At 54.3% G+C, this 1,099-nt stretch carries 1 protein-coding gene; it reads left to right on the top strand.

Features of this window, described 5'->3' with window-relative positions:
* Nucleotides 1-1,099, top strand: a 1,099-nt coding sequence (locus AC1DRJ_RS29020) for a DEAD/DEAH box helicase family protein (RefSeq protein WP_477805158.1), incomplete at both ends; no start/stop codon positions are given.

The raw sequence follows: 1,099 nt of genomic DNA on the forward strand, positions 1-1,099 counted from the left end.
GGCTCCGTTCTCGCATCGCATTATCGTCACTACTACCAACAATTGGAGTGAACACGCCGAGGACGCTTTGCAGGGGCAGCATCAGACAATCAACAAGATCGACCTGCAAGCCTTGGAAGACAGCCAGATTGACTGGGCCAAGTACCAACCCAATCAAGTCGTTACTCTCAAGGCTAAGAAAAAGCTTAGGGATCACCAGCAAACTGCACTGAACGCTGTAGCGGCCGGCCTGAAAGATACCGAGCGTGGCAAACTCATCATGGCATGCGGTACTGGCAAAACCTTTACCAGCTTGAAAATTGCCGAACACCTTGCCGGCAAGGGCAAGCGCGTGCTGTTTCTGGTGCCCAGTCTGTCACTACTGTCGCAAACCCTCACGGAATGGACGCAGGAGAGTGATACTCCACTCCACAGCTTTGCCGTCTGCTCAGACAGCGACGTGGGCAAGAAGCRCAAAGTCGAAGATGACGCAGTGCAGGTGTTCACCCATGAACTGCGCTATCCGGCTACCACTAAGGCAGACCGTCTCGCGGCGGAAATGCTCAAGCGTCATGATGGCGAACACATGAGTGTGGTGTTCTCGACCTACCACTCCATCGATGTAATCAGTCGTGCTCAACACGAACATGACCTCGCAGCGTTTGACCTCGTAATCTGCGACGAAGCTCACCGCACTACCGGCGCAACATTTGGCGAGGATGACGAAAGCACCTTCGTGCGTATCCACGATGCTGACTACATCCGTGCTGCCAAGCGTATGTACATGACTGCCACACCGCGTATCTACGGCGACAATGCGAAGGTCAAGGCCGAGTCCGGCGACGTCACTCTCTGCTCCATGGATGATGACGCCCTCTACGGTAAAGAGTTGTTCGTTATCAACTTCTCCGAAGCTGTTCAGCGTGGTCTGCTGGTCGATTACAAGGTGCTGGTGCTCACCGTTGAAGAAAGCCTCATCAACCGCCGCCTCCAAAACCTGTTGAAGGACGAAGACAACCAACTGAAGGTGGACGATGCGGCCAAGATTGTCGGTTGCTGGAAAGCGCTGGCCAAGCAAGGGCTGGCAGAAAACCTAGTAGGCGATGATCAGCCGATGAAG

It is taken from the genome of Pseudomonas sp. P5_B2 (genome assembly GCF_056400445.1).